Source organism: Streptomyces sp. NPDC093018 (assembly GCF_040684035.1).
Lineage (GTDB): Bacteria > Actinomycetota > Actinomycetes > Streptomycetales > Streptomycetaceae > Streptomyces > Streptomyces murinus.
In genome coordinates this window covers 424245-450327 of record NZ_JBFBFF010000001.1, presented here as the reverse complement: position 1 = coordinate 450327, position 26083 = coordinate 424245, and the positions used below count along the sequence as shown (strand labels likewise).

At 72.8% G+C, this 26083-nt stretch carries 17 protein-coding genes and 2 pseudogenes; 11 read left to right on the top strand and 8 right to left on the bottom strand.

From position 1 onward, the window contains the following. Positions 1–181: 181 nt before the first annotated feature. The 3 genes and pseudogenes from AB0N90_RS01870 to AB0N90_RS01860 all read right to left on the bottom strand — a co-directional run. A pseudogene (locus AB0N90_RS01870) lies at positions 182–1615 on the bottom strand (ATP-binding protein); the annotation flags it as partial. A gap of 141 nt (positions 1616–1756) precedes the next feature. Beyond that, a pseudogene (locus AB0N90_RS01865) lies at positions 1757–3574 on the bottom strand (serine protease); the annotation flags it as partial. Positions 3575–3579: 5 nt separating this feature from the next. After that, the gene (locus tag AB0N90_RS01860; protein ID WP_361670003.1) at positions 3580–3909 is read right to left on the bottom strand and encodes a CU044_2847 family protein; all 330 of its coding nucleotides are present in this window, start codon (positions 3907–3909) and stop codon (positions 3580–3582) included. A gap of 185 nt (positions 3910–4094) precedes the next feature. Here AB0N90_RS01860 and AB0N90_RS01855 point away from each other — a divergent pair, with 185 nt between their 5' ends. Next, on the top strand, positions 4095–4658 hold the full coding sequence (locus tag AB0N90_RS01855; RefSeq protein WP_365192261.1) for a GNAT family N-acetyltransferase: 564 nt from the start codon (positions 4095–4097) through the stop codon (positions 4656–4658). On the opposite strand, the gene AB0N90_RS01850 is transcribed toward AB0N90_RS01855, so the two are convergent. Then, positions 4630–4935 (bottom strand): DUF6308 family protein, encoded by a 306-nt coding sequence (locus AB0N90_RS01850; RefSeq protein WP_365192260.1) that lies wholly within the window; start codon positions 4933–4935, stop codon positions 4630–4632. The genes AB0N90_RS01855 and AB0N90_RS01850 overlap by 29 nt on opposite strands. Positions 4936–5206: 271 nt before the next feature. Between AB0N90_RS01850 and AB0N90_RS01845 the strand changes: the two genes are divergently transcribed. After that, positions 5207–5431, top strand: a complete 225-nt coding sequence (locus AB0N90_RS01845) for a hypothetical protein (RefSeq protein WP_365192259.1) — start codon at positions 5207–5209, stop codon at positions 5429–5431. Between the two features lie 639 nt (positions 5432–6070). On the opposite strand, the gene AB0N90_RS01840 is transcribed toward AB0N90_RS01845, so the two are convergent. Beyond that, positions 6071–7249 carry an acyl-CoA dehydrogenase family protein gene (locus tag AB0N90_RS01840; RefSeq protein ID WP_365192258.1) on the bottom strand — a complete coding sequence of 393 codons (1179 nt, stop codon included), beginning with the start codon at positions 7247–7249 and terminating at the stop codon, positions 6071–6073. A gap of 72 nt (positions 7250–7321) precedes the next feature. Beyond that, positions 7322–7696 carry a ferredoxin gene (locus AB0N90_RS01835; RefSeq protein ID WP_365192257.1) on the bottom strand — a complete coding sequence of 125 codons (375 nt, stop codon included), beginning with the start codon at positions 7694–7696 and terminating at the stop codon, positions 7322–7324. A gap of 112 nt (positions 7697–7808) precedes the next feature. Here AB0N90_RS01835 and AB0N90_RS01830 point away from each other — a divergent pair, with 112 nt between their 5' ends. Then, complete coding sequence (locus tag AB0N90_RS01830; RefSeq protein ID WP_361669988.1) at positions 7809–8174, top strand: DUF6479 family protein; 366 nt, start codon at positions 7809–7811, stop codon at positions 8172–8174. 96 nt (positions 8175–8270) lie between these two features. On the opposite strand, the gene AB0N90_RS01825 is transcribed toward AB0N90_RS01830, so the two are convergent. Beyond that, positions 8271–9518: an ANTAR domain-containing protein gene (locus AB0N90_RS01825; protein WP_365192256.1), complete on the bottom strand. Its 1248-nt coding sequence runs from the start codon at positions 9516–9518 to the stop codon at positions 8271–8273. Positions 9519–9737: 219 nt separating this feature from the next. After that, complete coding sequence (locus tag AB0N90_RS01820; protein WP_365192255.1) at positions 9738–10103, bottom strand: DUF3040 domain-containing protein; 366 nt, start codon at positions 10101–10103, stop codon at positions 9738–9740. 451 nt (positions 10104–10554) lie between these two features. On the opposite strand from AB0N90_RS01820, the gene eccCa reads away from it, so the two are divergent. The 8 genes from eccCa to AB0N90_RS01780 all read left to right on the top strand — a co-directional run bounded on the left by eccCa (position 10555) and on the right by AB0N90_RS01780 (position 26020). After that, positions 10555–14550, top strand: coding sequence for a type VII secretion protein EccCa (gene eccCa / locus AB0N90_RS01815; protein WP_365192254.1), 3996 nt, complete (start codon positions 10555–10557; stop codon positions 14548–14550). A 97-nt stretch (positions 14551–14647) separates the two neighbouring features. Next, the gene (gene eccD / locus AB0N90_RS01810) at positions 14648–16042 is read left to right on the top strand and encodes a type VII secretion integral membrane protein EccD (RefSeq protein WP_365192253.1); all 1395 of its coding nucleotides are present in this window, start codon (positions 14648–14650) and stop codon (positions 16040–16042) included. A gap of 13 nt (positions 16043–16055) precedes the next feature. Further along, complete coding sequence (gene eccB / locus AB0N90_RS01805; RefSeq protein ID WP_365192252.1) at positions 16056–17534, top strand: type VII secretion protein EccB; 1479 nt, start codon at positions 16056–16058, stop codon at positions 17532–17534. A 4-nt stretch (positions 17535–17538) separates the two neighbouring features. Then, a complete protein-coding gene (locus tag AB0N90_RS01800; protein ID WP_365192251.1) occupies positions 17539–20928 on the top strand; it encodes a hypothetical protein in 3390 nt (1129 codons plus the stop codon). After that, on the top strand, positions 20925–24617 hold the full coding sequence (locus AB0N90_RS01795) for a right-handed parallel beta-helix repeat-containing protein (RefSeq protein WP_365192250.1): 3693 nt from the start codon (positions 20925–20927) through the stop codon (positions 24615–24617). The genes AB0N90_RS01800 and AB0N90_RS01795 overlap by 4 nt, the downstream gene beginning before the upstream one ends. Positions 24618–24771: 154 nt before the next feature. Then, on the top strand, positions 24772–25113 hold the full coding sequence (locus AB0N90_RS01790; RefSeq protein WP_361669965.1) for a WXG100 family type VII secretion target: 342 nt from the start codon (positions 24772–24774) through the stop codon (positions 25111–25113). A gap of 61 nt (positions 25114–25174) precedes the next feature. Next, positions 25175–25462: a WXG100 family type VII secretion target gene (locus AB0N90_RS01785; protein WP_085563136.1), complete on the top strand. Its 288-nt coding sequence runs from the start codon at positions 25175–25177 to the stop codon at positions 25460–25462. Between the two features lie 3 nt (positions 25463–25465). After that, on the top strand, positions 25466–26020 hold the full coding sequence (locus tag AB0N90_RS01780) for a hypothetical protein (protein WP_365192249.1): 555 nt from the start codon (positions 25466–25468) through the stop codon (positions 26018–26020). Positions 26021–26083: the final 63 nt, after the last annotated feature.

Below are 26083 nucleotides of genomic sequence, written 5' to 3'. Positions count from 1 at the left end.
GCGCACATATGTGCCAGAAAAATCGCACAGACTGCCCACGTCGCCGCCGAGGTGCCCCGGCTGCTGCCCGAGGAGTCGCAGTCCGCGCGGGCCGACGAGTCCATCGATGTCCCCGACACCGCCACGCACCCGATCCCGCGCCGCTTCGGCCCCGTACCGCCGGTCGGACAGGACCGACTGCTCACCCCGGGAACCGGCCGCCCGTACCGCCCTGTCCGGGGTGGTACGGGGACTCCTCCAGCCATCGCCGGATCTCGGTGAGCAGATGCTGGGAGTCGACCGGCTTCGTCATGAAGCCGGAGGCTCCGCAAGCGATCGCCTTCTCACGGTCCGCCTTCATCGCGTGCGCGGTCAGCACGATGATCGGCAGCCTCGTGAACTGCGGCATCGACCGGATGGCCCTGATCGCCGCGTGTCCGTCCATATGGGGCATGGCGATGTCCATCAGGACGAGCGAGGTATCGGTGTTCCGCTCAAGGATGGCGATGCCCTCCCTGCCGTCCTCGGCGTACACCACATTCACGTTGTGGGCCTCCAGCACCGTGGCGAGCGCGAACACGGTGCGGATGTCGTCGTCGACGATCAGCACCTTCTCGCCGCCGAACGCGCCGTCACGGTGGGGATGCGGGCCGACCGCCGCAGCGGCCCTTCGGAGCAGCGGAGTCGTCGTGGCCGACGCGTGACTCGCCGGATCAGGCGCCAGGGCGCGCAGCGGCAGGAAAAGGGTGAACGTCGAGCCTCGGCCCGGCTCGCTCGTCACGAAGATCTCGCCGCCGAGCAGCCGGGCGATCTCCCGGCTGATCGACAGGCCGAGGCCCGTACCGCCGAATTTGCGGTTCGTGGTGGCACCCTGTCTGACGAGTTGGAATATGGACTCCATCTTGTCCGGAGCGATGCCGATGCCGGTGTCGGTCACCGACAACGCGATCACCGCCTCGTCCTCCGCGTGGAGCTGCCCCGTCTCCAGGAACTGCTCCCGGATCGGCTCCGGCAGATCCGCGCCCGCCCACTGGATCACCAGGTCCACCGTGCCGGCCTCGGTGAACTTCACCGCGTTCGACAGCAGGTTGCGCAGCACCTGGAGGAGCCGCTGTTCGTCGGTGCGGAAGGTGGCGGGCAGTTCGGGCGAGACCCGCACCGAGAAGTCGAGCGCCTTGCCCTCCATCAGCGGCCGGAACAGCGCCTCCAGATGGTCGACCACTTGGACCAGCGCGATCCGTGTCGGTGACATCTCCATCTTGCCTGCGTCGACCATGGACAGATCAAGAAGGTCATTGAGCAGGTGGAGCAGGTCGGAGCCGGCCCCGTGAATGGTCTCGGCGTATTCGACCTGTACGGGCGTCAGGTTCGCGTCGGCGTTGTCAGCCAGCAGCTTGGCGAGGATCAGCAGGGAGCTGAGCGGGGTGCGCAGCTCATGCGACACATTGCCGAGGAACTCGGACATGTAGCGCATGGAGACCGCGAGCTGCTCGGCGCGTTCCTCCAGGACCTGCCGTGCCTCCTCCGTCTCCGTGTGCCTGAGCTCGATATCGCGGTTCTGCCGGGCGAGCAGCTCGGAGCGCTCGCGCAATTGCTCGGTCAATTCCTGTGACTGGCTCAGCATTTCCTGGGTCCGCTGCTGCTGGAGTATCTCCGAGCTGCTGTGTTCGATCAGTTCACGGACGGCCTCGGGGATGTCGGTGTGCCGTTCGCCGAGCCAGCGCTGTGCCTCGGCCACCCGGGTGGCGGACAGCAGGTCTCCCTCGCTCGCGCGCTCCTCCAGGACCGCGAGCCACTGCTGGAAGTCGGCGTCCTCGTCGACCCAGCCGGCCAGCCGCTTCCACTCGCGGATCAGTGCCTCGTGCGCGATCTCCGCGGTGTCGGCCCCGCCCGGCCCGATCACGACCAGCCGGTGTTCGGGCTGGGCGAGGAGCTGTGCGATGAACCAGTCGCCGCCCAGGTGGGCCCGGTGGGCGGTGACACGGACGGCGCTCGCGGAACCGCCGCGGGCCCTGACCATGGACAGCAGGGCCCGGCGGATCCGCGGTTCGGGGAACTGCTCGGCCAGGAAGGTGTACACGCTCTCCGCGTGCCGGTTCAGGGCTCCGGAGACGCCGTCGACACTGTGGTAGCCGTCGAAGCTGATGTGGCGGTCCCGTTGCAGCGGCCACAGTTCCGTCAGGGCGAATTCGAGCAGGGGCAGGCTTCCCGCGGACTTGCTCGCCTCGCAGGCGATGGCCTCGGCGAGACCCGGGGTGAACGCCACGCCCGCGCGTCTCGCGGGCTCGACGATCACCGTGGTGAGCGCGTCCTCGTCCAGCGGGGACACGTTCAGCTGGCGGTCCTGGAACCGCGAGCCCACGTCGGGGAGTTCGAGGAGATCGGGCAGGAAGTCCGCGCGGAGCGTGCAGACGAGTCTGACGTCGGGGCTCGGCAGGGAGTCGGCGGGCGGGAACAGATGCCGCAGGAACGCCAGCCGCTCTCGCGCGTCCGCCCCACCACTGAACACCTCTTCGAACTGGTCGCCGATGAACACCAGGCGTTTGCCGGTGAGAATGGCCAGGCGCTCGGCGACCTTCCAGAAGCCCTCCTCTCGCAAGGAGGCGGTACGGGACTCCAGTTGGTCGAGGGTGTGGGTCGCGTCGGGGTGTTCCAGATCCAGGATGGCGCGCGCGACGGACTCGTACGGAGATGCCCCGGGCCGGAACGCGGCCGCCACCCAGCCCTCCTCTTCGAGGGCCGGCTGGAGGCCCGCGGCGACGAGCGAGGACTTGCCGACGCCGGAGGGGCCGGTCACCATGGCGAGCGGCTGGGTCCGCACCATGTCCCGCAGGCGCTTGACCTCCCAGTCCCGGCCGACGAACAGGCCGGCCTCCGCGTCCGCCGCGGTGAAGGCCTGCAGCCCCCGGTAGGGGCAGGGTGGCAGGACGCTACGGCCGAGGGTCTCGGGCCAGGCGGAGGCGATCTCGGAGAGCGGCACCGCGTAGGCGTCCGCCGCCGTGCCGTCCTTGCTCGCGATGGTGAGCATCCCTACGACGGCGTCGCCCCACCGGTCCTTGGCCACGACCGGCGATCCGCTGTAGCCCGGCTGCGCGCGCAACGCCGCCTCGCTGCCGGCGTCCAGCTGGATCAGCCCGCCGCCGACCGTGCCGCGCAGCACACATGAGGTCCAGGCGCCGTTGACCCCGCGGGCGGGGGTGCGGGGATAGCCGAAGGCCGAGACGTCCGTGTCGCGCGCCTGCGCGTCGAGGAGGCGCGCCGGGCCCGCTCTGGAGGGCAGTTCGTCCCCACCGACGACGGTGAGACCGGCGACGTCGCGTCCCTCCGAGCCCGCGGCGGAGGGCGGATCCCAGGCGCTGATCCGGCAGTTGCGCACCGGACCGCCCTCGGCGTCGCCCAGCAGCACGAACTCGACCTGGACCCGGGCGCCTTCGGGTGGCTCGCTCCGGTCGGGCCTGTGTCGTCCCAATGCCACGTTGACGACATGGGCGCAGGTGACGATCCGCTTGTCGCCGACCACGAAGCCGACCCCGACGGCCTCGTCCGAGGTCCCGCGCCGGACTTTGACGATGAACGCCTCGCGTTGTACCCGCATGCGGCTCAGGCGGGGCGACGCCAGACCATGCGGACGGCGAAGTTCACCTCTGCCGTCCCCTTGGCGATGATCACGCCGGTCTCCCCGCCCATCTTCAGCCCGAACTGGATCTCCACCTCCTGCGGCCCCAGGTCCCGCGTCGTCTCGACGACCCGCGCCAGCACGGGCCGCACCTGGTCCAGCGCCTCGGACACCGACACCCGCGCCCTGCCGACAAGGTCCCCACCGGCCGCGAGTTCGAGATCGGAGCCGGTGAGGTCACCGTCCACCTCGAAGACGGCGATGTCCTTGCCCTCGCCGTCCAGAGCCATCGTGACCAACTGGCCTTCTGCCACCGCGTCCTCCCCCACCTTCCGGTGCCAGACCCCCTGGTACCGGACCACCCATCCTGGGACACGGAGCGCTTGGTGCGCAGCGATATGCGCGGGCTCGGCTCGACCGGTGCCGTGGGTGGCCGACGTAATGCGGCGTCATGGAAAAGCCGTTGGGGACCGTGCCCGGCTCGGGCATGATCTGTTCCGTGGACGTATATCTGGAGACCGAGCGCCTGACCCTGCGCCGTTTCACGGCCGATGACGCCGATCTGCTGATCGAACTGGACGGCAATCCGGCCGTGATGCGCTATCTGAGCGGGGGCGAGGCGACCGCGCCGGAGATCGTCCGCGAACGCCACCTTCCCTCCATCATCGCCGGTTACGAGAAGTGGGGCGGCGACCTCGGGCTGTTCGCCGCGCAGGAGAGGGACGGCGGGGCGTTCATCGGCTGGTTCTGCCTGCGCCCCGAGCCGGACGGCCCGCGGCACGAGGCCGAACTGGGCTACCGGCTGCGGCAGGCCGCCTGGGGCAGGGGTTACGCCACCGAGGGCTCGCGTGCCCTGCTCCACAAGGGCTTCACCGAACTCGGAGTGCGCACGATCTGGGCCGAGACGATGACCATGAACCGCGGTTCGCGCAAGGTCATGGAAAAACTCGGCATGACCCTCACGGACCACATCCCCACTCCCCCCGACATGCAGCTGGTCGAGGGCGCGGAGCACGGGGGCGTGCGGTACGAGATCACCGCGGAGCGGCGGGACCGAGGCTGACCCCGACCGGCTGCCTGGCTGGCTGACTGGCTGACTGGCTGACTGGCTGTTGCCAGGATCGGCAGCCTCTCTGTTGATGATCCGTACGGTGATGCATCCAGAGCACCACGTCGCAGACCCGCAACACACTGACGGTCGCAGGGAGTTCGGCGGCTTGCCTCAGGGCCATCAGTTCGCGGTGCAGCGCGTGGCTGTCGGCGCGCAGCAACCGCGGCCGCGAAACGGTAGACCCGTGATGCCCGGTCGCCCCGGCTTCGGACAGATTGCGCGATCTCACGTCGCCTTCCCGCCATCGGTGTCATGCCTCTTCTTCGGGCTTCTCCGGGAGCCGCAGCGGGCCAAGGTCGTCAGTCGGTCCTTGGTGCCGCTGTCGCCGGGCCGGTATGCTGCCGGGCAGGCGGCCGCGACCGCCGTCCGCTGAAGGGGTCTTCCGCTCACGCCGGAGCCCCTGTTGGTAGGCCAAGCCGTCCTTCGACGCATCGTGCATCCGACCCTGCCTGCCTTCTGAGCGGCGTGGGCGTGAGACGCGCTGCCGTACGGAGTCAGACATGTTCTCAAACCGGCCCAGGAAGTCGCGGAAGCGCACGCGGGAGCTCCGGGAGCAGATCCGGGCCACCGGCATGCGGTACACCGAGGCGATGCGGGCGAACGACCGTACGCGCGCCGACGGCCGGCAGCTGTCGGCGCCGCGGCCCGCCCCCGACCGCACCCTGCTGCTGCCACTCCCGCAGGACGCCCTGGCCGGTCTTTCGAACTGGATGGGCTGCTCCTGAGGCTCGGAAACGTCCTGATCCTGGACCAGGACGGGGAGATGACGGATGTCATGGGTCTTGCGGGGGTGCCGGTCCCCGGAGCGCCGATCGAGGACGTCGCAGACGCGTACTTCCGGGTGCGCGACGCGCTGCCCGAGGGGACGGCGGAGTTCGCCGCCGGGATGGTGGAGGAGTATCCGCCCATGTCCAAGGCGCTGCTGCTGATCGGGCCCGACGGCGGGAGGGTGGTGCATCTGACCGCCATCGAGGTGGCCGAAGCGGATCTCGCGCTGCTCGCCGGATTCGCCGACGCACTCGACCGCGCGGCAGGCGCTGTCGCCGGTCCTGCAGTCTCCCTTCGAGGGCCCGCACGGCGCCGCCGACCACGAGACGCTGGCCAACGTGCTGCGGTACGCCGAGGGCCGGGAGAGCGTCGAGTTGGACCAGGACGAGGAGGACGCCGCCGAGCGCGTGGCGTGGCGCATGGTGCGTACGGCGCTGTCGATCTGACGGGCGCCCGGGCGGGGCAGCCGTGGCGTGGACGCTGGCGCCCGGTTCAAGGAACCGCACGACGCGCCTGGCCTTCAGCCAGTTGTCGTACCAGCCTGCTCGTCCTATTACCGTGCTCAGGTGCCGACGGACATGCTCGGACACATCCCACTAGCGCCGCACCCTCGGCATCCCCAGTCCGATCCAGGAGATGATCTCGCGCTGGATCTCGTTGTTGCCGCCGCCGAAGGTGAAGATGACGGCTGAGCGGTAGCCGCGTTCGAGTTCGCCGTGGAGGACAGCGCCCGCCGAGCCCTCTTTGAGGGGGCCGGCGGCGGCGGTGATCTCCATGAGGGCGGCGTAGGCGTCGCGGCGGGCCTCGGAGCCGTAGACCTTGACGGCGGAGGCGTCCTGCGGGGTGAGGGTGCCGTCCTCGACGGCGGTGACCATCTGCCAGTTGAGGAGTTTGAGGGCCTCGAGACGGGTGTGGGTGCGCGCGAGCAGCCGGCGTACCCAGCCGAGGTCGAGCACCCTGCGGCCGTCGGCGAGTTCGGTGCGGGCGGCCCAGTGCTGGACGTCGTGCAGGGCGCGGACGGCCATCGTGCCGTGCGCCGCGAGCGTGACGCGTTCATGGTTGAGCTGGTTGGTGATCAGCCGCCAGCCCTGGTTCTCGGCGCCGACGCGACGGGAGACGGGGACGCGGATGTTCTCGTAGTAGCTGGCCGTGGTGTCGTGGGAGGCCAGGGTGTTGATGACGGTGCAGGAGTAACCGGGGTCGGAGGTCGGCACCAGCAGCATGGTGATGCCCCGGTGCGGCGGCGCGTCCGGGTCGGTGCGCACGGCGAGCCACACCCAGTCCGCGGTGTCGCCGTTGGTCGTCCAGATCTTCTGCCCGTTGACGAGGTATGTGTCCCCCTCGCGTACGGCCCTGGTCCGCAGCGCGGCGAGATCGGTGCCCGCCTCGGGCTCGCTGTAGCCGATCGCGAAGTCGATCTCGCCGGACAGCACGCGCGGGAGGAAGTACGTCTTCTGCTCCTCGGTGCCGAACTTCATGAGGGTCGGCCCGACCGTGTTCAGCGCCATCAGCGGCAGCGGCACGCCGGCCTGCGCGGCCTCGTCGAAGAAGATGAACTGCTCCATCGCCGACATGCCCCGCCCGCCGTACTCCTCGGGCCAGCCGACGCCGAGCCAGCCGTCGGTGCCGAGGGTGCGGATCGTGTCGCGGTAGAAGCGTTTGCGGGCGGCCGGGTCGGCATACCGGGCGTAGGCGTTGTCCGGGACCAGGCGGGCGAAGTAGGCGCGCAGTTCGGCGCGCAGTCGCTGCTGCTCGGGCGTGTGGTCGAGGTGCACGGCGCCTCCAGGCTCCCCAAGGGTGGTCCTGACGGCGCACACCGTAGAACGTGTTCCAGAAATTGGGAAGCGTCAGACCAGCGTCTCCAGGAAGTCGACGCAGGCGTCGGCACACGCCCGGCAGGCCGTCGCGGCCGATTCGGCACCCGGGTACTCCTCGAAGGCGCCGGCGCCTTCGAGGCAGGTCCGGCGGCACCGGTCCACCCGGCCCCGCAGCCCCTCCTCGTCCTGTCTGCTCTCCTCGCACAGCAGCCGGCAGGTGGCGTCGCACACCTCCGCGCACATGATTCCCAGTCGGCGCACCCGCTCCTGGCAGTCGGGGCCGCCCGGATCGACCAGGCTGACCCGTACCGAGCAGGCACGGGCACACTCCGTGCACGCCTGTGCGCAGCTGAAGCGGTCCTCCAGGAACCGGTAGAGCTGCTGCGGGGAAGCCTGCTGGGTCACAGGGTGCGGGTTGCCCCGGGAGACCGGGGCAAACCCCTGCCCCTGTGCCACCCAGGTCCCATTTATTTCATTTGTTCGATTCGTACGGTTATAGGAGGGGTATCCCTGTTCTATGAACACCGCATCGATGCAGCTGGCCGCGCCGAGCGGCCTGATGAGCCTCGTGCTCTTCGTCGTGGCCGTCGGGCTGCTGGCACTGCTCGCCGGCGGCTTCTGGCTGACCTCGCGCGTCAAGTCCCGCGAGCCCGCTCGCCCACGCCCCGAGGAGCAGCCCAAGCTGCCGCCGGAGGGCGCGGTGCACGAGATCCGGGAGAACCGGGACTACCAGGAGGTTCCCAAGACACCCAAGGGCGGCCGTCCGCTCACCCCCTACGAGCTGAGCAACATGGACTCCAAGACCAGCGAGGACCAGAAGCGTCCGCGCTGGAGCAGCGGGTCCAGCGGGTCCTTCGGAGGCGGGGGGCTCGGCGCTCACTGACGATCGGTGACCGTGGCCCGCGGCGACGCGGGCCACGTTTCGCCTGTCCGGGTTCCCGCGAGGCCCGGCCGGGCTCAGGGCCTGGGGTGCCGGGGCTCAGGTCCTCGGGTCAGCCGGCGATGCAGGTGTTCGAGGGCGTCGAGGAGGACCGTGCGGTGGTACCAGGCCAGCCAGGCCGCCGTGTCGGCGGCGAGCAGGCCGAGGGCCTGCCCGGGTGGAGGTCGGCCGGTGTCCGGCGTCCGGCCAGTGCACGGTGATCAGACCGGCGCAGCAGCCCGCCGAGGACAGGACCGGGACGCACTGGACGGCCCGCGCGCCCGTCGCGAGCAGGGCGTGCCGGCTGTCCTCGGAGAGCAGCGCGTCGGTGGCCACGTCGGGCATGCTCACGCGCCGCCCGCGGGTACGGGCGACCGCCTCGGCCGTACCGTCGTCGCGGCCGCGGCCCAGGTGGTCGAGGTAGGGGTCCGTGCCGGCGCCGTACCGGGCCTCCAGGGCGAGCGCGTTCACGGCGGGATCGACGGACAGTACGTGACCGGCCGGGGCGCGGGCGATGGCGAGCGCCTCGCGGAGTACGGCGTCGATCATCTGCCCGCGGTAGCGGGGGTCGCGGTCGGTGCGGCCGAGGACGCGCAGCGGGGGCACGGGCAGCGGGCGGCGGGCCGGGAACCAGGTGGTGCCGTCCGGTGGGCGGGCCACGACAACGGCTGAGGCGAGGACCCGCAGCGGCACGTTGAACCGCTGGGAGGTCTCCCGCAGCACCCGGAAGGCGCCGCCGGTCTCGGGCAGGGCGTAGCGGGCCAGGAGCATGCCCTGGGCCATGCCGATCACCGGGGCGGTGCGGACCCGGGCGCGCAGGGCGCGGACCTCCTGGTGCAGGTCCTGGTACGACGGTCGCAGCGGATCGGCCATCGGTGAGCGCCAGGCGGGCAGCTCCTCCACCTTGGCGGCGGCGCGGGCCAGTTCGCGTACGGCCTCGTCCAGGGTGGCGTACAGCTGGACGCCGTCCAGGCGGGCCAGGCGTACGGCCTCGCGGACACCCGGCCGGGCCCGCACGATGATCAGGTCGGGGCGGCCGGTGCGGACCCGGGTCGTCTCGCTGAGGGTGCGCAGCACGGCGGCGCCGCCGAGCTGTACGTGGGCCATGTCGAGGACGGGCCGCAGGCCGGCCCGGTCCGCCTGTTCCAGATGGCCGCGCAGTGCCTGCGACCAGGCGTGGGCGCCGTGCGCGTCCAGGGTGCCGGACATGCGCAGCAGCAGCGCGCCCTCGGCGGGCAGGCCCTCCACGACGGAGGACTCGATCACCAGGGGGGCCGGTGCGCCCGGCTGCGGCGAGAAGGCTTTCATGGCATCACCCGGGCAGGTCGGGCAGAGGCCGGCGCGGCCACTTCCTGACCATGAACCTGACCTTGGACCACCCACCATGCACGGCGGGCGCCCCGCTCTCAACCGGACGCGGCGAAGGGACGGAGGACAGCCGGAGGATACGGCCGTCAGGGTGCGGCGACCCTTGTCTCCGTACGGTCGGCCCGTGCGGCCCCGACCGCGAGGCCGCCGCAGCGCGGCTCAGAGCCAGGAGCTCGCCCGTTCCCCCACCCGCCCCCGCCGACGGGCCAGCCGGCACAGCAGCCGGAACGCCTGGAAGAGGGTGAGCGGCCACAGCACCGCGAAGCACCACAGCAGCCCGGCGTCCGCGGTGCGAATGCCCATGACCGCGCAGAACGCGGAGGCGAGGACCAGCAGCAGGACGCCCGCCGGCAGCCAGATCCGCCGGTGCGCCCGGTGCGCCCGTTCACGATGGGCCCCGCCGCCCATCCGGCGGGCGAAGCCCCGGTCCTCCCGAAGACGCGCCTCGATCTCCAGCAGCGCCAGCCGCTCGCGCGGTGACAGCCGGGTCCTCTCGCGCCTGTCCCACATCTCCCAGTCGTCCACGGCGACGGCACCTCCTCCGCGGTCGGCGGCATCCAGGTCTCCGAGTTCCCCGCGCACAGGCGCCGAAGCGGCATCACGGTGTGTGTCCGAGACGTCGCGCACGGCGATGGATGCGGCAATCGCACCATGTGTCCACGTCTCCGTAACCAGAGGTTCACTTTCCTCCGGCCGTACCCCGATGAACCTCAAGCGATCATCAACAACCCCTGGATCTCAAGGGAGTGAGCGCCAGTTATCGCGAAACGAGCCAATCATCTATTTCAAAAGCCAAGCAAAATTTCCGAGTTGGCGTCCCAGGGTCGAGATGTGTTCACCCGTCTCAGCCTTCCCGCGCTTATCATCTGCCCAGTAGTGGATCACTTCCCTCCACATCGCCAAGCATCAACCCGCACCCACGCACAAGTGGTTGACCAGCCATGCCCGCGTGAGCGTTTCAGAAAGGTCCCTGCCATTGAGCACCGTGGTGGCCAAACGTTCACCGCGCGCCGAGGGTCCGCAGCTCCCCGAGGGACAGGTCGAGCTGGCGGAGCCGCCGGTTCTGGGGGAGCCCGCGAGCGCCGATTTCGGATCGGCGCTGATGTATCTGCCCATGGCGCTGGGCAGCGGCGCCATGGTGCTGATGTTCTCCATGCGCAGCGCCGGACCGACGACGTACATGATGTCCGGGATGATGGGCGTCGCCATGGTCAGCATGACGCTGACCCAGATCGGCCGGGCCGGTGCCGAGCGGCGGCGCAGGATGCGGGCCGAGCGGCGTGACTATCTGCGCTATCTCGCGCAGAAGCGCCGGCAGGCCCGGCAGGCCGCCGAGCAGCAGCGGGCCGCCCTGCTCTGGGACAATCCCGAGCCGGGTCGGTTGTGGGCGCTGGCGATGGGCGCCCGGCTGTGGGAACGCCGCCCGGCGCACGAGGACTTCGGCCGGGTCCGCATCGGACAGGGCGTACGCCGCGCCGCGTTGGAGTTCCTGCCGCCGCAGACCAAGCCGGTGGAGGACCTGGAGCCGCTGACCGCGATCTCGCTGCGCCGGTTCACCAAGGCGCACCAGACGGTGCCCCGGCTGCCGATCCCGGTCGCGCTACGGCGGTTCACCAGTGTGGAGCTGGCCGGTGAGCCGGAGCCCGCGCTCGGGCTGCTGCGGGCGATGGTCGCGCAGCTCGCCGCGTTCCACTCCCCCGACGAGCTGCGGATCGCCCTGCTGGGCGGGGCGTCGGCGCGGGCCGAGTGGGACTGGCTCAAGTGGCTGCCGCACAACGCGCATCCGCACGAGGAGGACGACGCCGGTCAGGTGCGGCTCGCCGCCGAGGACCACGAGGCGCTGATGGACCTGCTCGGCACCGACGTGCGGGACCGGCCGGACCACGACCCGGACGCCTCGCCGAGCGTGGCCGAGCCGTTCGTGGTGGTCGTGGCGCAGGGCGTGCGGCTGCCGGAGACCTCGCGGCTGACGCACGGCGGGCTGCGCAACGTGGTGCTGCTGGACGCGACGGGTGCGATGACCGGCGGCCCGAAGGTGCTGCGGCTGACCACGCGGGGCGGCAGCGTCGAATTCCCGGCCGGTGACGACACGGTGACCGCCGAGGCCGACGCGCTGAGCCGCACGGAGGCGGACACCCTGGCCCGGCTGCTGGCGCCGATGCGCACCAGCGGCAGCGTGGACCTGGTGGACCGGCCGCTGGAGTCGGACTTCGATCTCACCGCGCTGCTGGGCATCCGGGACCCGCGCGGCTTCGACGTGGCCGCCAAGTGGCGCCCCCGGGCCACCCAGTCCGCCCGTCTCCTGGTGCCGTTGGGCGTCACGGAGGAGGGCGAGGTCGTCGAGCTGGACATCAAGGAGTCGGCGCAGGGCGGCATGGGCCCGCACGGTCTGCTCATCGGTGCCACCGGCTCCGGCAAGAGCGAGCTGCTGCGCACCCTGGTGATGGGCCTGGTCGCCACGCACTCCTCGGAGATCCTCAACCTGGTGCTGGTCGACTTCAAGGGCGGCGCGACCTTCCTCGGCATGGACCGGCTGCCGCACACCTCGGCGGTCATCACCAACCTGGCCGACGAGATCCATCTCGTGGACCGGATGCGGGACTCCATCAACGGCGAGATGATCCGCCGCCAGGAGCTGCTGCGCGAGTCCGGGTACTCCTCGCTGTTCGACTACGAGAAGGCGCGGGGCGCCGGGGTGAACCTGACGCCGCTGCCCTCGCTGCTGATCATCGTGGACGAGTTCTCCGAACTGCTCGCCAGCAAGCCGGAGTTCGTGGACCTGTTCGTCTCCATCGGCCGTCTCGGGCGCAGCCTCGGGGTGCATCTGCTGCTGGCCTCGCAGCGGCTGGACGAGAGCCGCATCCACAAGGTCGAGGGGCATCTGTCGTACCGGATCGCGCTGCGGACGTTCTCCGCGATGGAGTCGCGCAGCGTCATCGGCGTCTCGCACGCCTATGAGCTGCCGTCGGCGCCGGGCAACGGCTACCTGAAGGTGGACACCACCAACCTGGTCCGTTTCAAGGCCGCTTACGTCTCCGGGGCGGCCCCGGAGCCGGTGGGCGAGGCCGAGCACTCCGCGCAACTGGCCGCCGCCGGGCAGGAGATCACCCTGTTCGGGCTGGAGCGGCAGGGCACCCTGATGTCCGAGCGGATCGCCGAGCAGCAGGCGCTGGAGGCCGCCCGGGAGGCGTCGGCCGCCGCCGAACGCAAGGCCGCCGCGCAGGCGTCGGGCGGCGACCAGAACGAGGAGAGTCTCCTGGAGGTGCTGATCGGGCACCTGGCGGAGAGCGGGCCGCCGGCCCGGCAGGTGTGGCTGCCGCCGCTGACGGAGTCCCCGAGCCTGGACCAGCTGCTGCCGGGCATCGTGCCGGACCCGGTGCGCGGCATGAGCGCGGCGGACCATCCCTCGCTCAGCTCGCTTCGGGTGCCGCTCGGCATCGTGGACCGGCCCTTCGAGCAGCTGCGGGAGCTGCTGGTCGCCGATCTCTCCGGTGCCGACGGCCACATCGGGGTGGCCGGTGCCCCGCAGACCGGTAAGTCGACCCTGCTGCGCACCCTGATGCTGTCCCTGGCGCTGACCCACACTCCCGAGGAGGTCCAGTTCTACTGCCTGGACTTCGGCGGTGGCGGTCTGGTCTCCACGGCCGGTCTGCCGCATGTCGGCTCGGTCGCCACCCGCCTCGAACGCGACCGCGTCCTGCGTACGGTCGCCGAGCTGAGCCAGCTGCTGGAGAAGCGCGAGGAGGAGTTCACCTCGCGGGGCCTGGAGTCGATGGCGGCCTACCGCAGGCTGCGGGCCACGGGCGAGATCGACGACCCCTACGGCGATGTGTTCCTGGTGGTCGACGGCTGGGGCACACTGCGCCAGGACTACGAGGAGCTGGAGCCCCGGGTCATCGAGATGGCCGCGCGCGGGCTGTCGTTCGGTCTGCATGTGATCGGTTCGGCCGTGCGCTGGTCGGAGTTCCGGCCCCGGCTGCGCGACCTGCTGGGCACCAAGTTCGAGCTGCGGCTGGGCGATTCGATGGAGTCCGAGGTCGGCTCCCGGATCGCGGCGGCCGTACCGCACCAGCCCGGTCGCGGTCTGACCGCGGGCACCCACCACTTCCTGTCCGCGCTGCCCCGGCTGGACGGCTCCGGCGAGACCGGCGATCTCACGACGGCCACCAAGTCGGCCGTGGCGGAGATCGACACCTTCTGGACGGGCCGCCCCGCCCCCGGCGTACGGCTGCTGCCGACCCGCCTTCCGGTGACCGAACTCCCGGTTTCCGAGGGCGACTTCAAGGTCTGCCTCGGCTGGGACGAGCAGCGCCTCGAACCGGTCTGGCACGACTTCACCACCAACCCGCATCTGATGGTGTTCGGCGACGGCGAGACCGGCAAGACCAACGCGCTGCGCCTGATGATCCGTGCCATCACCGCCCGCTACACCCCCGAGGAGGCGCGCATCATGGTCGCCGACCCGGGGCGCGGGCTCCTCAACTCGGTGCCCGAGGCGTACCGGGTCGGGTATGTCGTGGACAGCGACGCGCTCGCCCAACTGGCCACCAGCGCCTCGGTGTCGGTGGGCAAGCGGGTGCCGGGTCCGGACATCAGCCCGGAGCAGCTCGCCCGCCGCGACTGGTGGGAGGGGCCGCTGCTGTTCGTCCTCATCGACGACTACGACCTGTTCTCCGGGGCACCGGGCGCCCCCTCCCCGATGGCGCCCCTGGTGCCGCTGCTCGCGCAGGGCCTGCACATCGGCATGCACCTGGTCGTCGCCCGCAGCACCTCGGGATCGATCCGCGCCATGATGGACCCGGTGCTGCGCCGGCTGTGGGAACTGGGCAACCCCGGCCTGCTCTTCTCCTACCCCAAGGAGGAGGGCAAGTTCCTCGGCGAGGCCAAGCCGCGCACGCTGCCCGCGGGCCGGGCCCAGCTGGTCACCCGGCGTTCGGTACGCCTCGTACAGACCGGGCTGGTGTCGTCATGAACAGCATGAACGGCACGAGCGGCATGCGCGGCACGAACGGTGTGCGCGGCATACGCACCCTCCCCACTTCTCCCTCCCTCTCCCCAGGAGCAGTCCGATGACCACAGCCCCCGCGGTCACCGCACCCGCCTCGGAGGTCTGCCGGGTCACGGTGGTGGGCCCCACCGGCCAGGCCGATCTGGCGATCCCGCTCACCACACCGGTCTCCGCGCTGCTGCCCGTGCTGGTGCGCCATGTGACGACGGAGACGGCCGACCGCGGCACGCCCTGGGTGCTGCAACGGCTCGGCGAGGACCCGTTCGACGCCGACGCCACCCCCGCCACCGTGCAGCTGCGCCATGGCGAGGTGCTCCATCTGCGGCCCGCCGACGAGCCGTTGCCCGCCCTGCACTTCGACGATGTCTCCGACGGGGTCGCGCATGTCGTGACAGCGTTGCCAGGCGGCTGGCGCCCGGCGCTGACCCGGGGCCTGGCACTCACCCTCGCGGTGCTGGCGCTGCCCGCGGTGGCGTGGGCGCTGCTGGGGTTCGGTCCGGGGCTCGCGGCCTCGGTGGGCGCCGGGGTGATCGCCGTACTGCTGGCCGCCGGATGCGTGGCCGCCGACCGGCTCTCCGCCGACCAGGGCAGTGTGCTGGTCGCCGGACTCGGCGCGCTCGCGTTCGGCGCGCTGGCCGGGCTGACGTTCCGCCAGGGGCCGCACGGCGGGTTCGCGCCGGGGCTGCCCGGGATGCTGGCCGCGGCGGGCGGTGTCGTGGTGGTGGCCGTCGCGCTGCTGGCGCTGCGCCCGCTGCCGCTGGTCGTCCCCGGCACCGCGCTGGGCACCGCGCTCGCCGCCGCCGTGGGCACCGGGCTGATGCGCGCCACCCACTGGCACGGCGGTCAGGCGGTCGCCGTGGTCGCGGTCGCGATGTTCGTGCTCGGCCACTTCGGGCCCCGGCTCGCGCTGCGCGCCGCACGGCTGCGGGTGCCCCTGCTCCCGCACAACGCGGCCGAGTTGCAGGAGGACATCGACCCGGAGCCGCAGGAGCGGGTGGAGCGCAGGGTCAAGGCGGCCAGCTCCTTCCTGGACACCCTCAGCGTGTCCTCCGCGCTCGTCTACGCGGCCGGGTTCTGGTACATGACCCGCGAGGGCGGCTGGATCGGCTGGCTGCTGCCGCTGGTCTTCGCGGCCGCGGTACTGCTGCGGGCCCGCGGCCTGAACCGGTCCGCGCAGCGCGTGCCGACCGTGCTCTCCGGTGCCGCCGGTCTGGTCACGGTGGCGCTCACCCGGTTCGCCGCGGCGGGCGACGGCGCCCGGGTGATCGTGGTGGCCCTGCTGCTCGCCGCGGTCCTCGCCCTGCTGGTGGCCGCGTGGCGGCTGCCGACCGGCCGGCTGCTGCCGGTGTGGGGGCACAGCGGCGACCTGCTGGAGACGGTCACCGCCATCGCGCTGCTGCCACTGCTGCTCCAAGTCCTGCACGCGTACGCCTACTTCCGCGCCCTGACGAGCTGAGAGGGGCCACAGCGTGCAGACCCGACGCGATCACATGCAGGCGTACCAGTTCGCCATGGGCCGCCTTGCGACCGCCCTCGTCACCGGCGACCCCGGCCGCGGCGACAGCCCCACCAAGCGGGCCGCGCTGGGCAGTTTCTTCGGCGCAGGACTCGTCGTCCTGCTGTCCCTGGGCTTCCTGGTCTACGGCAAGCTGTCGCCGGTGACCACGGCGGCCTGGCGCGAGCCCGGCTCGATCGTCGTGGAGAAGGAGACCGGCACCCGCTATCTCTTCCTCGACGGCAGGCTGCGCCCGGTGCGCAACTACGCCTCCGCGCTGCTGCTGACCGGCAAGGGCGCCGCCGTACGCACCGTGGCGGCCAAGGCGCTGAGCGACGTACCGCACGGCGCGCCGGTCGGTATCGACGGCGCGCCCGACTCGCTGCCCACTCCGGCCACTCTGCTGACCGGGCCCTGGACCGACTGCCTGCGCCCGGATCTGCCGTCCGGCCATGTGGTCGACTTCGCGCCGGGCAGGCACGCGAGCGCCTTCCCCGCCGGGCGGCAGCTGCTGTTGAAGGCTCCGAACGGTCAGCGCTTCGTGCTGTGGCGGGGCACCAAGTACCCGGTGCCCGCGCAGTCCGCGCTGATCGCGCTCGGTCTCGACGGCGACCGGCCGGTGTCCGCGTCCGCCGCGTGGCTGGCCGCCGTGCCGACCGGGGCCGCGCTCGCCCCGGCGAAGCTCGACCGGATGGGCGAGGCGGCCGGGCAGATCGCCGGACGGCCCGCCGCCGTGGGCCAGTTGTTCACCATGAGCGCGGCGGGCGCACGGCACACCTATGTCATGACCGCCGGTGGAGTGACCCAAGTCAGCGCCACCGAGGCCGCGTTGCTGGCGGCCCGGCCCGACGCTCCGGCCACCCGCCAGGTGTCGGTGACCGACATCGCCTCCGCCAAGGTCTCCGCCCATCACTCCCTGGACAGTGGGGTGCCGGACGTGCTCGGCGCCCCTGCGGTCGACACCTCCGGGCAGGCGGTGTGCCTGCGCGAGAGCACCCAGGGCGCCCGGCTCAGCGCGGCCGTGGTCGTGGAGAGCGGCGCCGCCGCGACGGGCAAGCAGCGGGTGCTGGTGCCGCCGTCGGGCGGTGTGTACGCCGTGGACCAGCGGGAGGTGGCCGCGCAGGTGGCGAGTCCGCACACCTTCCTGATCACCGACCAGGGCATCGTCTACCCGCTGGGCTCCTCCGCCGCGCAGTCCCTCGGCATCGGCGGCGGCACCGCGACCGCGCTGCCGGAGAGCCTGCTGGTGGCGCTGCCGCACGGGCCGGTCCTCGACCGCTCGGTGGCGGCGCTGACGGTCAAGGCGGGACAGGACGGGGCGACGGCTTCGCCCTCGGCCGACTCCCACCAGCCGCAGGGCACTTCGGGTGTCGGCGGGACCTCGGGCAAGGCCCCGGTCCCCGCGGTGTCCACCGATCCGTCCCCCACCGGCTCCGCCGCACGGGTGGGGTGAGCGGATGCGCAGAGGACTGGGTACCGCCCGGACGGGCGGGACGGCGTTGCAGTGCCGGGCCGAGGGCCGGGCACTGCTGGTGCACCCCAAGGGCGAACCCGACCCGGAGGCCGCCGCGTTCGCCGCGGGGCTCGCCGCCGACCCGCAGCACACCCTGGCCGTGGTGGATCTCCCCTACGGGTCGCTGGAGGGCTCGGCGGACGCGGTGGCACGGCTGCTGGCGGGCCGGGGCGAGAGCCTGCGCCTGGTCTTCGGCCGCAGCACGCCCCAGGAGGCGCGGCGCGCCGCACAGCGGATCGCGGACCGGCTCGACCGGCTGGTGCTCGCCCCGGACGGCGCGGTGCTGCCGACCGACGGCGGCGGCCTGTTCATCCCGAGCGACCACGGCGCGGGCTGGCTGCGGTTCCGGCCCGGCCGTTCGGCGGAGCGCGACTCGCGCCGATTCCCCAAGCCCCGCTGGGAGTTCTCCACCTTCGACCGCCCCTGGACCACCAGCGGCCACGGCATCGCCGAGCCGGCGCCCTGCGGGGTGTGGGTGCGCAGCCCGCACGACCATCCCGCCGCCGAGAGCGGCCGGCGCCTGGTGGACCGGCTGCCCAGCCATCCCGACATCCTCACCGTGGTCCTCGGCAGCCCCGGCGGCCCGCCGGTGACCCTGGCGGACGTGACCCGGCTGTGGGAGACGGTCCTGCCGTCCGCCCGCTCCTGGGTGCGCTTCCTGCACCTCGGTCCCGTCGCGCTGCCCGAGGGCGCCGAGGCGCTGGGCCAGGAACTCGCCGACGCGCTCGGCCAGCAGGTGGTGCTGTACGCGGGCGTGCCCGTCGAGTCGCGCGCCGGGCTCGCCTCGCCCGAGGTGGCGGCGGTACGGCCGGACGGCACGCTCGGCCACCACCCCTTCGTCAGCGAGCTGATGTACTTCCCGCGCACCGGGAGCGCCCCCGCCCCGCCCGCCCTCTTCGGGCTGCGCCGGCCCCTGTTCGGGGTGCCGGAGATCACCACCGGTGTGTACGAGTACGCCGCCGACGCGGTGCTCGAAGTGGTGCAGAGCGGGCTGTGGATGCGCCCGCTGGCCGAGCCCGCGGACGGCGACGCGGTACGCCGCATACCGGCCGCGCCCGGCTACGCCGCCATCCTCTACGACCGCAGCACGCCCGGCGCGGCCGACCGTATGCGCTCGCTCGCCGAGGACATGCTGTGGCGGCTGGACCCCGAGCGTCGCGAGGGCTTCACGATCGCCCCGGCCGACGAACCGGGCCATGTGGTGGTGACCTCGGACGACGCCGACCTGTGGTCGGCACCGGACGCCACGGCGACGGGCCCCCGGGCGATCGCCCCCACCGCGTCCCGGGGACAGGTCCGGGCCGCGGAGGCGGCGCCCTGGGGCACGGCGGCGCAGGCGGCAACTCCGGTGGCGGAGCGTGAAGTTGTACGAGATGAGGGGTCGGGTGGGGCTTCGGCGCTCGCGCAACTGGACCTCGACGAGACGACCGTCCGGGTACGCGGGAACGCGGCACCGGCGACACCGCCCGCGGTGGCACCCCCCGCGGCCAGGATCGAGTCCGAGATGCCGGCGGCCGGGCTGCCGCGGGTCGAGTCGGCCGACGGCGTCCAGGTGAGCGGAGCGCCCGGGGACGCGGGCACGGCCGGGCGCCCGGAGACCGTCACCACCGCGTCGGCGGCTACGGCGGCCGGGGGCCTCGCGCCCGTACCCGTGCCCGAGCCGGTGCGGGAGGCCCCGCGCCCCGGGCCGGAGCCGATACCCGACGCGCCGCGCACCGACGCTCCGGCGCCGACGCCCTTGGGACAGGGACCGGTTCAGGCCACACCCGTGGTCCCGGGACCCGCGTCGCCGGTGCCCGCGCCGCCTCGGCCCGCCGCGCCCGCGCGCCTTCCGCTGCCCGACCTTCCGGCCGTGTCCGAGCCGGGGAATCCGGGCGGCCCGGGGAACCCCGGCGAGCCGCCGAGGGAGAACCCGCGCCCGGCGGACGGTCCCGACGGCCGGGGGACGGACGGCCCGGCACGGACCGACGTACCCGCGCAGCCGTCCGCCCCGGAAGCGGAGCAGGGACCCGCGCCGGCGCAAGGACCTGGGCCGGAGCGGGGGCCGGAGCCGGAGCGGGAGCCGGAGCCGGTGACGTCGGCTCCGCACGCGCCCGACTCCCCCGGCGCCGCTCCGTCGGTGCCGCCCGCCCCGGCCCCCGCCGCCGAGAGGCCGGAGCCGGAGCCGGAGCCGCAGCCGCAGCCGCAGCCGCAGCCCATGGTGCCGCCGACGGTGTCGCCGATGGTTCCGCCGACGGCGCCCTCCGCTCCCCCGGCGTCCCCCGCGCCGACGGCACCCGCGCCCGCCGCGCGGCCCGCGCCGTTGATCCGGCTGGAGTCCGACTCCCCGGCCGCCGCTCCCGTGGCGCCCGCCGACACCGGCCGGGCCGACGAGCCGACGCCGCCCGCCCCCGACGCCGTACCCGGCGCCCCGGAGGGTCCCGAGCCCTCGGCGTCCGCCCCCGCGGCCGTCCCCGGTGTCCGTGTCCAGCCCACTCCCAAGGCGTCCGCCTGTGCGGTGCCGCCCGAGCGCGGCACCGAGAAGGAGCGGGACTGGGTGCGGCGGACGCTGAGCACGCAGTACAACGCGGTCGCGGGCACGGTGTCCCGGGTGATGTCGGAGTCGCCGGGACTGCGCGGCGGCGCGCGCGGCGAGGCGGCGGACGCGCTCACCGACCTGGTGGCCGTACGGCTGTTCCTGTCCGGGGACGGCGCACAGGTCAACGCGGCCGTACGCGCCGCTGCGGTCGGTCCGCATGTGCCATTGGCCCGCTGTGTGGCGGCCGGGCTGCGCAGGCTGCCGTCCTACCGGGGCGCCGCGCTGCTGCGGGCCCGGGCGAGCGCGGCCGAGCGGGCGTGGTTCCGGGAGGGCCGGCTGGTGACGGAGTGGGCGTTCTGCACGGCGTACGGCGCCCCGCGCCCCGGCCCGCACGACGCCACCGACTTCCTCATCTGGTCGATCACCGCCCGCCGTACGAATCTGATCGACCCCGCCGAGCCGGACCGCGTGGTGTTCCTGCCCGGCACCACGTTCAAGGTGCTGCGCCCCGCGGAGGGCGAAGGCCCGGTGCTGCTGCGGGAGTTGTCGCCGTCGGAGATCGCCTCCGACGGCAAGGTGGACGTCCAGCGGGTGCCGTTGGACGAGATGGCCCTGGACGGTCTTGAGCGCGCGGCCGCCGCGCTGCGCGCCGACGACGCCGCGGGCCGGGACGAGCGGGGCGGCCAGGACGGCCTCGGGACGCCCCCGGGTCTGATCGGCGGAGCACCGGCACCGCGGCAGCGCCCGCGCGGCGCCGGTGACGGCAACGGCAACAGCGGCGCCTTGAGTGCGCCTGACGAGGGAGCGAAACTGTGACCCGGCCCGTGCTACTGGTGTCCCCGGACCGCCCCGGGGCCTACCGCGCCATCGCCGACGCCCTGGCGGACGCCACCGACGGTGCGCTGATCACCGTCGCACCGGGGCGTTACGAGGAGAGCCTGTACATCAACCGCGCGGTGACGCTGGCCGCCGAGGGCGCCGGTGGCACGGTGGAGATCGCGGCGGCCTCGGGCAGCACCCTCGTCCTGGACGCGGAGGCGGTCCGGCTCACCGGCCTCCAGTTGTCCGGCACCGACCGCGAGGCGCCGGTGCTCGACGTGCGCCGGGGGCAGGCCGCGCTGGACGGCTGCCGGATCTCCGGTGAGGCGTGGGCGGCCGTGCTGGCCTGGCAGGACGGCGTGGTCGCGCTGCGGGACTGCCAGGTCACCAACGCGCAGGGCGCCGGGATCGTGGTCACCTCCGGCGGCGCCAACGCCGTGGAGGGCACGCACATCCAGGAGGTCGGCTCGTCGGCGGTCGTGGTGGCCGAGCACGGCCGGCTGACGCTGCGCGACTGCCGGCTCGACCGGGCCCGGGGCAACGGCGTCTGCGTCAACGGACAGGCGACGGCGGTGGTGGAGGCCACCCGGATCAGCGGCAGCGGCAAGCCCGCGCTCGCCGTGGAGCAGAACGCGCGCGCCACGCTGACCGGCGTCGAGGTGAGCGGCAGCGCGGCCCTGGACGCGTATCTGACCAGCGCGGCCGAAGTCGTCCTGAACCGCTGCTCGTTCACCGGTTCCGGCGGTCAGGCGGTCCGGGTCGGCGAGGGCAGCGCGCCGGTGCTGCGCGAGTGCCTGGTCGCCGGGGCCCGGCGGGAGGGCATCCATGTCTCGGCCGGTGCGCGGCCCCGCCTGGAGGACTGCCGGATCACCGGCACCCCGACCGGTCTGCTGGTGGAGGCGGGCGGGCAGGCCGAGGGCACGGGGCTGACCGTCGAGGGCGCGGGCACGGCGGCCGTGCATGTGGCGGACGGCGCGGTGGTGCTGGACCGGCTGACGGCCGACGCGGGCGGTACCGCGTTGCGCGGTGTCGGGGCCGAGGCGAAACTGACCGTGCGCGACGCCGAGTTGGTGACGGGCATCGAGCTGTCCGAGGGCGCCGCGGCGACGCTGTCCGCGCTGCGGCTGCGCTCCGGCGGCGGTACGGGCCTCGCCCTCGCCTCGGGCGCCCGCGCCGAGGTGTCCGCCTCGGCGTTCACCGGCTGCTCGACACTGGTCGGCGCGGAGGCCGAACTCGACGCGCAGGACAGCGAGTTCACCGGGGCGGACGGCGACGGCATCCGGATCAGCGCGGGCGGTGCCCTCACCGCGGTCGGCTGCCGGGTCAACGGCGCGCGCGGCCACGGGGTGAACGTGCAGGCGTCCTCGCGGGCCGAACTGACCAACTGCACCGTCTTCGACAACGGCGGCGACGGCGTGCGCTGCAACACCGACGAACCGGTACGGGTGCACGACTGCGAGATCCGCGACAACGGCGGCGTCCCGGTGCGCCAGCTCAAGACGGGCCAGGTCTCGGTGGAGCGCGTCGACACCGGCGGCGACCCCTCCGGCCGTACGACCAGCGCCTCCGCCGCCGGCGAGTCGGGCGCGACGGACGGCGAGGCGGCGACCCGGGCGGCCGCGCACACCGGCACCGGACCCCTCGCGGAGCTGGAGGGACTGGTCGGCCTGGAGAGCGTGAAGCTGGAGGTCACCGGGCTGATCAACCTCAACAAGATGGCGCAGCGCCGCCAGGAGATGGGCCTGCCGATGCCGCCCATGAGCCGGCACCTGGTCTTCGCGGGGCCGCCCGGCACCGGCAAGACCACGGTGGCCCGGCTCTACGGCGCGGTCCTCGCCGAACTGGGCATCCTCAGCCAGGGCCATATCGTCGAGGTGGCCCGCGCCGACCTGGTGGCGCAGATCATCGGCGGTACGGCCATCAAGACCACGGAGGTCTTCAACAAGGCCCTCGGCGGTGTGCTGTTCATCGACGAGGCGTACACGCTCACCAACCAGTCCCGCGGCAACGGCCCCGACTTCGGGCAGGAGGCCGTCGACACGCTGATGAAGCTGATGGAGGACCATCGCGACGAGGTCGTGGTGATCGTCGCCGGGTACTCCGCGCAGATGGAGCAGTTCCTCGCCTCCAACCCGGGCATGGCCTCCCGTTTCGCCCGCACCGTGGAGTTCCCCAACTACAGCGCCGAGGAACTGGTCACCATCGTGCGGGGCCTGTGCGCCAAGCACTACTACGAGCTGTCGGGCTCGGCGCTCGAAGCCCTGGACCGCTACTTCCAGGACGTGCCCAAGGGCGCCACCTTCGGCAACGGACGCGTCGCCCGCCAGGTCTTCGAGGAGATGATCAGCAGGCAGGCGTCCCGGCTCGCCGCCCAACCCCCGGGCGACGACACGGAGTTGTCCCGCCTGGACGGCGCGGACGTCATCACGGTGCCGGGCGGCGCGGCGGAGCCGCAGGGCGGCCCGGCGGCCCCGCCGAGTGGCCGGACCGAGCAACGGGCCGACCGAGGCGCCCGCCCCTCGCAGCCCGCGAGCCCGGCACCCGGCCCGTCCACGGCACTCGCTGCCGCACCCCAACAGTCTCCGGGTCTGCGGAAGTTGGCCGTGATGACCGGCCTCGAAGCGGCCCGCGCCGCCCTGGCCACCCGCGTCGCGGCGCTCGCCGGTGCCCCGCGGGAGCCCGGGCGGGCGGTGTCCGCGCAGGCCAACATCGTGCTGGAGGGGCCGCAGGGCAGTGGGCGCAGGGCGCTGGCCCGGGCGTATGCGCGGTGTCTGACCGAGGCGGGCCTGCTCGGCTCGGGCACCGTGCACGAGGTACGGCTGTCCGCGCTCCCGGCACGCTTCCCGAAGCAGCCCGCCCACCGGTTGGCGGCGGCCCTGGAGGAGGCGGAGGGCGGGCTGCTGGTGCTGCGCCTCGACGACGCCCTCGGCCGCCGTTCGCCCGCCGAGCGCGCGGCGGTCCTTGACGGACTGGCCCGGCTGGCCGGTACCCCCTGCGACACGGTGCTCGCACTGTGCGGCTCACCCGCCGAGCTGCGTGCGCTGGTGGGTGAACGGGCCGATATCGCCGGGGAGTTCGCCGAGTATCTGCGGCTCGACCCGTACACCGTGGAGCAGGCCATCGAGCTGGTACGACGCCGGCTGTGGGCCTTCGGCTTCCAACTGGCCGACGACGCGGCGGAGATGCTGGCCGCCGCCTTCCATGCCGCGCCGCCGCCCGGGGGCGCCTGGGAGGCGCACCGGCTGGCGGAACGGCTCGCCGCGTCCGCGCGCACCCGTACCGTCTCCGCGACCGATCTGCCCGGCCCTCCGGCATCCGACGCGACAACGGGGTCCGGCCCCGCGGGCGCGGCGGCATCAACGGGCTCGTCGGCCTCGGCGGCCTCAGCAGGCCCGTCGGCCTCGGCGGCCTCGGCGGGCGCAGCGACTTCGGCGGGCTCTGCGGCGGCGGGACCGGCGCCTTCGGCGAACGGCGCGCAGGTGCCCGAGGCCGCACGGACTGCCGTACCGCCCGAGGCCACGCGGGCAGCCGTACCCGCCGATCCGCCGCCGCGGGCGCACGGCGCGCACCCTCCCCACCCCGCACCGGACACGGCGTCGCGGCCGGTGAGCGCCCCGCACGCGGGGGCCGGCCTGCCGGGCACCACGGAGCCGCCGCCGCAGGCGAGGCCCCTGGTGCAGACATGAGAGACGTCCGCCCCCGGCGCCGCGCACGACCTCGTGCGCGGCGGCGGACGGCGGGTGAACCCCCCACCATCCGGCGCCGGCACGCACTCCCCGTGGGTGTGACATCGCTGTCAACGGCCAAGGCCGGCGCCACAGTTCGAGAGAGGACCATACGATGGCACTGACGTCAGTCGAACTACAGGGAATGACCGCCGCCCAGGGCAGCTTCCAGACCGCCCTGGACGAGACGACCGGCTCGTACTCGCAGATGGACGGCCAGATCGAGGGCCTGCGGGCGAGCTGGAGCGGCGAGGCCGCGAACATCTACCACACGGCCATGCAGGACTGGCTGACCGACTTCGACAAGGTCAACCAGGCGCTGCGCACCATGCTGGAGAAGCTGGCGCAGAACACCCACATCTACGCCAACACCCACGAGAACACCCAGCAGCAGGCCCAGCAGGTCGCGCAGCAGATCAGCTCGGGCAGCGTCGGTCTGCCGGGCTTCCCCTCCTGACCGGTCCCCGACCGACCCACCCCTTCGTACTCGCATCCGTTCCCAAGGAGCCGGACAGCAGATGACCACGTACACCGTCCAGATGGAGCAGGTCGACTACATCGTCGGCGAGATGAACTCCATCACGCAGCGCATCAACCAGACTCTCACCGAGCTGGACAACGCGGCGAAGATGCACCTCAGCGAGTGGACCAGCGACGCCCAGCAGACCTACCAGCAGGTCAAGGCGCAGTGGGACGCGGCCGCCGCGGACATGACCCAGAAGGCCGCCTCCGCCACGCAGATGCTCGGTGAGATCAACGAGTACTACTCAAGTGGCGAGCGCCAGGGCGTTTCGCTCTGGGGGTGACCGATGGCTGACCAACCCTTGCCGATCCCGGAGCCGCACACATCGACGCCGACTCCGGACCCGCAGCACTACGACGGTGGAACGACGATCGAAGCCGGGCACGGCACCGTGACCGCGTCCACCACCTTCAACCCGCCCAACGTACCGGGCGGTTCGGGTGACTCGGGCAGCGGTACCAGTGTGGACACCCCGTCGATGCTGTTGTTCGCCGACAACATCGACAAGCTGATCCAGCCGACGCGGGACGCCGCGACGGAGCTGGGGAAGGTGCAGGCCGAGCCGGGCGCGTTCTATCACGCGAACCAGATCCGGACGAAGGTCAACGGTCCGAACGCCGACTCCGGGCTCAAGGAGTCGTACATCAAGGTGTTCCAGGACCTGGCCCAGGGCCTGGGTGATCTGCGCGACGGCGTCAAGCAGTTGGCGCAGCACTACACCACTCTGGAAGACGCCGGGCGGATGAAGGCGACTGATCTGCAGAACGCCATGCAGAGCACGAGCAGCGACTTCACCAGCCTGGTGACCGACGCCGGCGGGTCCGGCGGCGGAGCAAGTTGACGGGTGGTCGCCGCCGCCCCCGGTGCCGTACGACGGTGACCGGGGGCGGCGGGGACCCTGACA

Bases quoted from the DNA above. Each gene is read 5' to 3' on its own strand.
- AB0N90_RS01790 (WP_361669965.1), top strand. From the start codon at position 24,772: ATGGCACTGACGTCAGTCGAACTACAGGGAATGACCGCCGCCCAGGGC.
- AB0N90_RS01800 (WP_365192251.1), top strand. From the start codon at position 17,539: ATGCGCAGAGGACTGGGTACCGCCCGGACGGGCGGGACGGCGTTGCAG.
- AB0N90_RS01785 (WP_085563136.1), top strand. From the start codon at position 25,175: ATGACCACGTACACCGTCCAGATGGAGCAGGTCGACTACATCGTCGGC.
- eccD (WP_365192253.1), top strand. From the start codon at position 14,648: ATGACCACAGCCCCCGCGGTCACCGCACCCGCCTCGGAGGTCTGCCGG.
- AB0N90_RS01825 (WP_365192256.1), bottom strand. From the start codon at position 9,518: ATGAAAGCCTTCTCGCCGCAGCCGGGCGCACCGGCCCCCCTGGTGATC.
- AB0N90_RS01845 (WP_365192259.1), top strand. From the start codon at position 5,207: ATGTTCTCAAACCGGCCCAGGAAGTCGCGGAAGCGCACGCGGGAGCTC.
- AB0N90_RS01780 (WP_365192249.1), top strand. From the start codon at position 25,466: ATGGCTGACCAACCCTTGCCGATCCCGGAGCCGCACACATCGACGCCG.
- AB0N90_RS01830 (WP_361669988.1), top strand. From the start codon at position 7,809: ATGAACACCGCATCGATGCAGCTGGCCGCGCCGAGCGGCCTGATGAGC.